1 protein-coding gene is annotated in these 284 nt (G+C 43.7%); it reads left to right on the top strand.

Annotated features, from left to right (window positions below; all coding sequences use genetic code 11):
* Positions 1–53: 53 nt before the first annotated feature.
* Positions 54–284, top strand: a 231-nt coding sequence (locus XH98_RS12865) for a hypothetical protein (protein WP_271618798.1), incomplete at its 3' end; no start/stop codon positions are given.

Raw genomic sequence — 284 nt, forward strand, 5'->3', positions numbered from 1 at the left:
CAAATGGAGGAATTGTTCCCCCAAAACGGGCCTTCTTCTGAAAAAAGGGGGAGATGTTCCCAAAAAGGGGGAAATTTTTCCTCAGAAAGAGGGGGAATGGTTTTCAAAACTGGGGAATTGTTCCTCAAAAAGGGGGACTCTTTCTGAAAGAAGGAGGAGTTGTTCCCAGAAATGGGGAAATTGTTCCCCCAAACAGGGTAATTGTTAAGAAAAATGGAGAATTGTTCCCCAAAAATGGGACTCTTTCCGAAAGTGGGGGAGTTGTTCCCAAAAATGAGGCAAAT

This window comes from Bradyrhizobium sp. CCBAU 51745, from assembly GCF_028128715.1.
In the GTDB taxonomy this organism is placed as follows: Bacteria; Pseudomonadota; Alphaproteobacteria; order Rhizobiales; family Xanthobacteraceae; genus Bradyrhizobium; species Bradyrhizobium manausense.